The 8,829-nt window shown below is 69.6% G+C and carries 6 protein-coding genes and 1 pseudogene; 2 read left to right on the top strand and 5 right to left on the bottom strand.

Annotated elements, in window-relative coordinates; translation table 11 throughout:
* Positions 1 to 52: 52 nt before the first annotated feature.
* Together ACWCO3_RS26520 and ACWCO3_RS26515 are read right to left on the bottom strand one after the other, a co-directional pair.
* Positions 53 to 2,440 carry a galactose-binding domain-containing protein gene (locus ACWCO3_RS26520; protein WP_450012607.1) on the bottom strand — a complete coding sequence of 796 codons (2,388 nt, stop codon included), beginning with the start codon at positions 2,438 to 2,440 and terminating at the stop codon, positions 53 to 55.
* 124 nt (positions 2,441 to 2,564) lie between these two features.
* On the bottom strand, positions 2,565 to 3,617 hold the full coding sequence (locus ACWCO3_RS26515; protein WP_450012605.1) for an NAD-dependent epimerase/dehydratase family protein: 1,053 nt from the start codon (positions 3,615 to 3,617) through the stop codon (positions 2,565 to 2,567).
* A gap of 247 nt (positions 3,618 to 3,864) precedes the next feature.
* Between ACWCO3_RS26515 and ACWCO3_RS26510 the strand changes: the two genes are divergently transcribed.
* Positions 3,865 to 4,065 (top strand): hypothetical protein, encoded by a 201-nt coding sequence (locus ACWCO3_RS26510; RefSeq protein ID WP_145780932.1) that lies wholly within the window; start codon positions 3,865 to 3,867, stop codon positions 4,063 to 4,065.
* Between the two features lie 195 nt (positions 4,066 to 4,260).
* Here the strand turns inward: ACWCO3_RS26510 and ACWCO3_RS26505 are convergent, their stop codons facing one another.
* The 3 genes from ACWCO3_RS26505 to ACWCO3_RS26495 all read right to left on the bottom strand — a co-directional run bounded on the left by ACWCO3_RS26505 (position 4,261) and on the right by ACWCO3_RS26495 (position 7,829).
* The gene (locus ACWCO3_RS26505) at positions 4,261 to 5,481 is read right to left on the bottom strand and encodes a YeiH family protein (protein ID WP_450012602.1); all 1,221 of its coding nucleotides are present in this window, start codon (positions 5,479 to 5,481) and stop codon (positions 4,261 to 4,263) included.
* Positions 5,481 to 5,627, bottom strand: coding sequence for a hypothetical protein (locus ACWCO3_RS26500; RefSeq protein ID WP_167524827.1), 147 nt, complete (start codon positions 5,625 to 5,627; stop codon positions 5,481 to 5,483). The genes ACWCO3_RS26505 and ACWCO3_RS26500 overlap by 1 nt, the downstream gene beginning before the upstream one ends.
* A gap of 348 nt (positions 5,628 to 5,975) precedes the next feature.
* Entirely contained in the window at positions 5,976 to 7,829 is a 1,854-nt protein-coding gene (locus ACWCO3_RS26495; protein WP_450012600.1) for an adenylyl cyclase, read from the bottom strand.
* A 165-nt stretch (positions 7,830 to 7,994) separates the two neighbouring features.
* Here ACWCO3_RS26495 and ACWCO3_RS26490 point away from each other — a divergent pair.
* Positions 7,995 to 8,687, top strand: a pseudogene (locus tag ACWCO3_RS26490) (AfsR/SARP family transcriptional regulator); the annotation flags it as partial.
* Positions 8,688 to 8,829: the final 142 nt, after the last annotated feature.

The raw sequence follows: 8,829 nt of genomic DNA, 5'->3' as shown, positions 1-8,829 counted from the left end.
AGTGCTGCCCTTCAATGGGCGGCCGCTCCCCCGGCGGCCGCCCGCGTTCCGGTCAGCTGGCGTAGACCTCCAGCGCCGACAACTGCCCTGCCGGCCACCCCGTGTTGCCGGTGACGGTGATCCGCACGTAACGGGCCTGCCCGGCGGTGAAGGTGAGACTCACCTGGTTACCGCTGGCCGGGTCGAAGACCCGCCCCGCCGATCCGACCAGCGTGCCGAAGCTCGACCCATCGGTGCTGCCCTGCACGGAAAGAGTCTGCGTCCGAGTACCCCAGGCCGACGACGGCGGCAGCTTCAGCACCACCCTCCCGACCGTACGAGAGGAACCCAGGTCGACCTGCACCCACTGCGGGAACGCGTTGTTGGCGCTCTCCCAGTAGCTGTTCGCGTCACCGTCGACCACGTTGCCCGACCCATAGCTCTGCACGTGGCCGCTCTCCGACGTGGGTCGACCCCGGGCGAGGTCCGCGTTGGCCGCGGCGTCCGTGGTCACTGTGACCGCGGAAGACGCGCCGGAGGTGTTGCCGGCGGCATCGCGGGCGACGACAGTGAAGGTGTACGACGTGGACGCGGAGAGCCCGCTCACGGTGGCGGTGGTGCCCGTGACGGTGGAGACCACGGTGCCGCCCTGGCGCACCTGGTAGCCGGTCACTCCCTTGTCGTCGGTCGACGCGGTCCAGGCCAGGGACACGCTCGTCGACGTCTTGCCGGTGACGGTGAGACCACCCGGGGCGGTCGGCGGGGTGTCCGTGGTGCCGCTGGCGCCGTACACCTCGACCTTGGCGAGCTGGCCCGCCGGCCAGCCGGTGTTACCGGCGATGCTGAGCCGGATGTGTCGGGCCGTGGTGGTCGTCAGCGTGCGGCTGACGGTGTTGCCGGTGGCCGGGTCGAAGGTGAACGCGGAGGCCGCGGCGATGGTCGAGAAGGAGCTGCCGTCGACGCTGCCCTGCACGGTGATGGTCTGGGTACGTGCGCCCCAGCCGGCGGGTAGCCGCACCACGATCCGGCTGACCTGCTGGCTGGCGCCGAGGTCGACCTGCCACCAGTGCGGGAACGCGCCACCGCCGCTCTCCCAGTAGCTGCCGGCGTCGGAGTCCACCGCGTTCGAGGCGAGGAAGGGGCCGTTCTGGCTGCTGGCCGTTGTGGGCCGGCCGGCCGCGAGGTCGCCGCTGGTCGGGGGTGGAGTGCCGACCATCGGCGGGGTGGGACGGACCGCCGTGAGCGCGAGCTGGCCCTTGAGCATCCGGCCGCCGTCGGCGGTGATCCGCAGGTAGTAGTCGGAGGAGCAGGCGACGCCGTCCTCGTCCAGCGCCCGGATGTTCGCGCCGGCCGGGGTGGTGGCCTGGGTCTCGGACGTCTTGGCGATCTGGTTGCCCTCGTTGTACTCGTCGTACATGGACACGTACAGGCCCTGGGAGCCGAGCCGGACCATGTTGTAGATGTGCCGCCAGTAGAAGTCGCCGTGCTTGCGGTGCCCACCGGCCAGGTCGCCGGGCATCACGCAGGGCAGGTAGTCGATGCCGCGTGCCGCGCAGTCGGCCATGTCGCCGACGTTGACGTTGTTGTAGTACGAGTCCAGCTCCTCCACGGTCCTGGCCCGGTAGACCATCCACGGCGAGATCGCGTGGAACGCGTGGTAGACGTCGAGGAAGCCGGGGCGGGAGTCCTCGATGCCCTGCCGCCACCAGGTGGGCACGCCACCGATGACGTAGCAGCCCTGCGCCTTGAACCAGTTGATGACCTCCAGGCAGGGGCCCGGGGTGAAGGGGCGGCTGGGCTCGCTGAACCCGAAGCCCCAGATGCAGACGACCGGCTTGCCGTTCTGCCGGGCGTACGCGCTGGATGCGACGTGCGCCGACATCTTCGTCGTCCAGTCGGTCTTGATCTCCGACTGGAACGTCAACCAGTCGGTGACGTCGTACATGATGTAGAACTTGCGGTTGTAGCGCTCGGCGGCGGAGCGCACCTTCTGCGTCATCGCGTCGCGGGTCGGGCCCTCGTCGCCCATCGGGTTGAACCGTTGCAGGGCGGCGGTGTCGCAGCCGTACTCCTGCATCCACCGGAAGTGGGTGTCGACCGTCTGCTGGTCGTAGGAGGAGAAGAGCGTGGCCGGCTGGCCGTTGCCGAGGTTGGGGTACGCGGTGGGATAGGCGCGGGTGTACTCGCGCATGTCCGGCCAGGACACGATGGTGGTGTTGGCCGGCGACGGCGGCTGGAACCTGTCGCGGCTCCAGTGCCACCAGCCGCCGATCGGCGCGGAGTCGCCGGGGGCGCTGAACCAGCCCTGGTAGCCGACCGTCACCTTGCCGACCACGTCCCCGGGGGGACTGGCGGCGTGTGCAGGGCTGGACATGGTGGCGAGCAGCTCGGTGCTGGAGGCGGCGGCGAGGGCGGACCCCGCCATCACGGACGTGACGAACCTGCGGCGGGAGACCGCCATGACGACCACTCCTTCGGGACGGAAGGCATTGACGGCCATCGTGGCAGCAGTGGATACCAACCCGCAAGAGTTAGACTGATCAATGAAAATCCCGTTCAGATCACGGGAATTATGCGCTGGGTCGTCAGTGGCTGATGGCGCGCTCCAGCGCCCACACCGGGGACAGGATCTGGCTGGCGTCCTGGCGGCGGCGGGCGTCGCGCACCGTCATCCGTACGCCCGCGGTGAAGCCGACCTTGGGGTACCAGCCGAGCAGTTCGCGCGCCTTCCTGCTGTCCAGCGCCATGGTGCGCACCTCGCCCGGCCAGGGCAGCGGCTCGTAACGGGCCGCGTTGTCGACGCCGGACGCCTCCCGGACGGTGTCGTACACCTCGTTGACGCTCGTCTGCCGACCCGAGGCGATGTTGACCATCCCCACCCCGTTGTGGTGACAGGCGACCGCGATCGCCTCGGCGACGTCGCTGACGTAGATGAAATCCCGGGTCTGCGCGCCGTCGTCGTAGATGACCACCTGCCGGCCCCCGAGTAGCGCGTCGGCCATCAGGGACACCACGCCGCAGTCACTGCCCTGCGGCCGGGGCCCGTAGACATTTCCCAACACCATCGAGGTGTACGACAGGCCGTGCTGATGCCCGTACCAGTCGAGGTAGCGCAGGCCGGCAGCCATGCTGATGCCGTACGGGCTCACCGGCGCGATCGGACGGTCCTCGCCGACCGGCAACTCGTGGGCGGCGACACTGCCGAAGATGGCGCCGCTGACCGCGTTGATCACCAGCCGTACACCGCTCCGGGCGCAGGCGTCCAGCACGTTGACGGTGCCGAACACGTTCACGTCGGCGTCGTACAGGTGTGACCGACGGGCAGCGGGAACGCTCGACTGTGCGGCGAGGTGCACCACCACGTCCGGCTGCCACCTATGGATGACCTCGACACCCTCCGGCGTACGGATGTCACCCGAGACGACGTCCGACTCGGTCAGTCCGCTGTACGCAGCGTCGACCAGGTTTTCGATCCGGCCGGTGGAGAAGTTGTCCAGTACCCGGACCTGGTTGCCCATCAGCATCAGTCGGGCGACCACGTGACTGCCGATGAAGCCGGCGCCTCCGGTCACCAGGACGCGCCGGGGCATCAGGTTCGTCGGCGGATCGACACCGCCGGCGGCAACGGGAAGATCCATGTGGAACTCCTTGGAACGACGAAACGGTCGGCCCGCAGCGGCAACGACGGCCGGGCACGACGGTAACCCACTCAATACCCGCCAAAGGGATGATTAGCCCAATATGCGATAGCAATACGCGAAGCCTAGTCCGATAAGTCCCGTCTAGACCATTAAGTACTGTTTAGCCCTTTGTCTCTAGTAATTTGCTCACCGGGGGGTGCTCGCTGGCATGCCCTGGGTGCCTTTGACGGAGGGGGTTGCCGCAATGAGAGTGCCGGTCGTCGCGCCCAGCGTGCTGCTCGCCGGGGTCGGGCTGGGCGCAGTGATGACAGTGGTCACCCTGCTACCCGGGCCGGTCGGCCTGACTGCCACCATCGGCGTGCTGTGCGCCGGTGTGTTCCTGCTCTGGCCCCGGGGCGGTACTGCCGGTCGGCATCGTCGGCGGCACCCTGCTCAGCGGCGGTGACGTACGCGGCTACATCGCGGTGGAGGTGCCGCTGCTGGCCACTGGCGGCGCCGCGCTGGCCGTGCGCCACTGGCTGGGTTCGAGACGGTCCCGCGCGCCGACCACCTCCACGACACCACCCCGCTGACGGTGATGGGCCGGAGCCAGCATGGCTCCGGCCCATCACGTCCGCGCGGACGCCGACTACCGCCCGCCTCAGGCCGAGAAGTTGCGGAAAAGCAGGGACGCCAGGCCGAGCGCCAACGCCAGGTTGAACACGGTGGCGCTGGCGAACACCGCCACCGGCCGCCAACCGGCCTCCCGCAACGACGCGACCCGGACCTCCAAGCCGATGCTGACGAAGGCCAGGATCAGGAACCACACCCGCAGGTCGTTGACGATGGCGATGGTGGCCTTGCCGTCCGCGCCGGCCGCGTCGAGGTACCAGGTGGCGATGATCGAGGCGGCGACGAAGCCCAGGACAAACTTGGGAAACCGCGTCCACAACTCGCCGAGGCCCGGTCGGGCCGCGCCGGGCCGCCGTTCCACACGCAGGGTGAAGTACGCGGTGAGCGCCACCGCGACGACACCCATCAACGCGTTCTGGGTGACCTTGACGATGCTGGCGATCTGGAGCGCCTCCTCGCCGGCGAGCGCTCCGGCGGCGGTGACCGCGGCGGTGGTGTCGATGTTGCCGCCGATCCACGCCCCGGCCACCGCGTCGGACAGTCCGAACACGTCGGCCAACCAGGGCAGGACGAAGATGGACGGCAACGCGAAGACGATCACCAGACTTGCCGTGTAGGCCAACTGCTCGCGGCGCGCACGAACCGCGCCGGCGGCGGCGATCGCCGCGCTTACCCCGCAGATCGACACCGCCGACGCGAGCAACGCCCGCAGCTTGTCGTCCAGGCCGAACCTGCCGGCCAACCACCAGGTGAACAGGAAGACCCCGCTGATCAGCAGGATCGCCTGGGCGATGGCCGGTCCGGCGGCGCTGGCGATGACGGCCAGGTTGATCGAGGCACCGAGCAGCACGAGACCGGTCTTGATGAAGAATTCGGTCCGGAACGCGGCGGCGATCCGGTCCCGCCAGCCGAGCACTGTGACGGCGACGTTGCCCAACAGGCCGAGCAGGATGGCGTAGACCGGGTACTCGACAGCGGCCCCGACGTCCTCCAGCGCGGTGCCCTCGGCCCAGTCGGGAACGTTCTGCTCCAGGTAGCGCGTGAGCGCGGCGAGACCGACCACGATCACCAGGCCGAGCACGGTCCAGGCCCAGAACAGGCCGTCGCGCGCCACGGTGGTCGGAGCGGGATCGTCGGTGGCCGGAGGGGGCACGACAGCATCGGGCGCGTCGCCGGCCGGGGTTCCGTCGGCCGGGGTTCCATGGGCCGGGCGAGGCTCGTCGGCAGTGCGGGTCGCGTCGGCGCTCATCAGGGCACCAGCCCGGCAGGAATGGCACCGAGCAGGACCAGGGCGAGCAGGGCGAGGCCGAGGATTGTCGCGAGCCAGTCCTCGTTGAACGCGAGCCGGGACTCTCCGGCCGTCGGTGGGGTGGGCGGTGGCTGATCGGATGTCATGGCGTACTCCATGGTTGTGAACCGATCCGGCGGGGCCGGATCGGTGGAACGTGCGGTGACGAGCGCGCCGGGGTTAGGAGTCGACGCGGGGTCCGGCAGCGCGGCCGGACGAGGAGAGCGGTGCTGCGGGGCTCAGGTGGTGGCCGGTGCGCCCGGACAGAGCTCGCTGGCGACCCGCATCAGGTCGACGACCCGACGCGAGGTGAGGAGCGGACTGACCGGCATTCACCTATTTTCCTACCGTCAAGATAGGAATTCAAGACCGTTGACGCACAATCTCCCTGGGCGGAAACGGACGACGGGGCCGGAGCCTCGCCGGCTCCAGCCCCGTCGGTACGCCCGGGATCCCTACGGGGTCGGGTACTGCGTGAGATAGACCGGTGCGCCGACCTTGGTCATGTCGGCAGCGTCGCCGACGCCGTTGACCACGTGGTCGATCGTCCCGGCGCTGAGGTTCACGGTCATGATGTGGTGCAGCTTCACACCCGGCCGGTTCGGCACCTCGAAGCCGTTCTCGGTGTGGATCGACGGGTTGTTCTGGTTGAAGACGTACACCCCGCCGCCGTGCAGGGTGTGGTGACGTACCCGGTCACCCACCTTGTACCCGGCCCAGCCCTCGACTGGGCCGTTCATCCAGTCGGCCTGCGTCGGCGGGTCGTACGGCAGCTCGTTCTGGTAGAGGATCGTGGTGCCGTGCTCGCCGTTCCAGACCGTGTTGTAGCGCTGGAAGTGTTCGACGAACAGGCCGGTCGCGGTCACGTTGTCGCCGTTGATGACGGCGCCGTAGCGACCGGTGTTGGTCCGCCAGCGGTCGGTGTCGCCGTTGACGCCCTCGGTGAAGCCCTCGACGCCGTGGTCACCGCGCCACACCCAGGTGTGGTCGATGAGCACGTTGTCGCTGTTGACCTCCAGCGCCGTGTCCGTCCGGCCGATGTGCGGGCCACCGACGCGGAAGTACACGTCGGACAGGGTGGTCGGGTTGTGCCGGCTGCTGGCGTTGTGGCCGTGCTCTCGACCCACCCGCAGCAGGACCGGCGACTCGACGGTGCCGGCGTCGATCGTGACACCGGCGACGATCACGCCGGGCACACCGGCGACGTCCAGCGGGACGGCGCCGTTCACCGCGGTGAGGGTGGCGTGCCCGATGCCGAGCACGACCGTGTTGGCGCGCCGGATCTCGATGCTGCGCGCGACGTCGTACACCCCGGGGGTGAGCAGCAGGTGCTTGCCGCGGGCGAGTTGGGCGTTGATGACGCGTACCGGGTCGGAGGGCTTGGCGACGAAGAAGTCGCCGATCGGGATGGTCCGGCCCGGCGTGATGCCGTCCGCCCAGGAGACACCGCGGCTGTCCCGCTGCGCGGCGGGCACCCGGACCTGGTAACGACCCTTGCCGTCGACGAAGAGGTACGGCTTCTCTCGGCTGAGCGGAGTGGTCTCCAGTGTGGTGTACGGCGGGTCGGGGAACGTGGCGTCGTCCGGCGCGCCCTCGACTCCGGCGAAGACCTGGTTCCACACCGCGTTGGACCAGCCGCCGACCTCGCTGTTGCGGGTCAGCCACTGCTGCTGTGAGCCGTTGGTGGTGGCGGGCAGCCGGGAGTCGGCGATGAAGCCGCCACTGGCGTACTGCGGGCCGGCGGTGCAGTAGTCCATCAGCGACAGACCGCCGCCGCCGATGTTCAGCCGGCGCATCGACACCGCCTGCGACACGGCCCAGAAGTTCGCCGACGATCGGCAGCCGTCCTGGCCGGCGGCGTTGATGGTGAGCGACAGGTTGGACAGGGTGCGCCAGAAGTTCACCAGGGCCAGGCAGTTGCCGGTGCCGCCGTCGGCGAGGCAGCGGTTGTAGACCTCCAGCTTGCCGTTGACAGTGACGTCGGTGGGCGAGGCGCCCAGGCCGGACACCTCGGTGTAGTAGCCGACCTTGGCCTGCAACGGCTGCTCGGCGGTGCCGTACGTGCCCGGCTTGAACAGGTAGGCGTGCCGCTCGGTGCCCATCTCGTTGTCGACCTGCCGGGCGTGTGCCGCGTCGAGGGTCTGCTGGATCGCACCGACCGGCATGGACGGGTCGAAGATCGTCACGTTCGGGCCGAAGTCGGGTGCGCCGTACGTGGGGCGGCCGGCGCTTGCCGCCGTGCCGCTCACGGTGACGGTCATGGCCACCAGCAGAGCGAATATGAGGGTACGACGGGACGGGGTTGACATGCGGTTCGTCCTCTCCGCTGGCCGGAGCGGACTCCGGCGCAGTCTAGGGCGGTGAGAGCGCTCTCTCGCCCCTGTTTCTACCTGGCGAACCGGCCCCACGCCATTGCCGGGATCGGCGAACTTCGGTCGGTCGGTGAGAATGGAGCGCAGAACGGGGAGGCACCCATGCGAATCGACGCACTGCCGCACGTGGACGAACACGCCACCGTCATCGAGGCCGAGCCCGAGGAAGCCTGGCCGCACCTCGTCCACGCCGTCGAGACGACGTTCGGCCGGCCCGGGACGGGCGCGTACGCCCGCCTGGTCAGCGCCGCCGACCCCGTCGCGTCCGGGCCCCGACCGCTCGCCGAAGGCTCGACGATCCCCGGGTTCCGGGTGGCCACCGCGATCCCCGGACGGGAGCTGACACTGCGGGGCAGCCACCGGTTCTCGACGTACGCGCTGGTCTTCCGGCTCGAACAGACCGGGCCGGGCCGATCCCGCCTCCGGGCGGAGACCCGGGCCGTCTTCCCCGGTCTGGCCGGCGGCCTCTACCGACAGCTACTCCTCAGGTCCGGCGGTCACGTGCTCGGCGTACGGCGGATGCTCGCGGCGGTCCGCCGCAGCGCCGAACGACGATCCTCACGGTCCCCGCCGCCGCGCTCGCCGTCCGCTTCCGGTCACCCTGGCGGCGATAGGATGACCGCCGTGCAGTTCGGGGTGCTCGGGCCGCTCGCCGTGACCACCGACACCGGCGAGCCGGTGGTGGTGCCCGGCACGAAGGTCCGCGCGTTGCTGGCCGACCTGCTGACCAACCGCAACCAGGTGGTCTCGGCGGATCGCCTCATCGACGACCTGTGGGGCGAGGACTCCCCCGCCAATCCCGCCGGCGCCCTCCAGGTACGGGTGTCGCAGCTACGCAAGGCGCTCAACGACGCCGACCTCGCTGGCGTGCTCGGCCAGCAGCCGGTCGGTGGTGGTCTGTGGAATGCCGAGGACGTACCCGTGCGCGGTGTCCAGC

The sequence above is a fragment of the Micromonospora sp. NPDC002411 genome (assembly GCF_053592955.1).
Note: the sequence above shows the minus strand (reverse complement) of the source record. Positions and strands in the feature narration are given on the sequence as shown.

What these genes read in the sequence shown, in the direction of transcription:
- ACWCO3_RS26510 (WP_145780932.1), top strand. Translation starts at nt 3,865, where the DNA reads ATGAGAGTGCCGGTCGTCGCGCCCAGCGTGCTGCTCGCCGGGGTCGGG.
- ACWCO3_RS26495 (WP_450012600.1), bottom strand. Translation starts at nt 7,829, where the DNA reads ATGTCAACCCCGTCCCGTCGTACCCTCATATTCGCTCTGCTGGTGGCC.
- ACWCO3_RS26520 (WP_450012607.1), bottom strand. Translation starts at nt 2,440, where the DNA reads ATGGCGGTCTCCCGCCGCAGGTTCGTCACGTCCGTGATGGCGGGGTCC.
- ACWCO3_RS26515 (WP_450012605.1), bottom strand. Translation starts at nt 3,617, where the DNA reads ATGGATCTTCCCGTTGCCGCCGGCGGTGTCGATCCGCCGACGAACCTG.
- ACWCO3_RS26500 (WP_167524827.1), bottom strand. Translation starts at nt 5,627, where the DNA reads ATGACATCCGATCAGCCACCGCCCACCCCACCGACGGCCGGAGAGTCC.
- ACWCO3_RS26505 (WP_450012602.1), bottom strand. Translation starts at nt 5,481, where the DNA reads ATGAGCGCCGACGCGACCCGCACTGCCGACGAGCCTCGCCCGGCCCAT.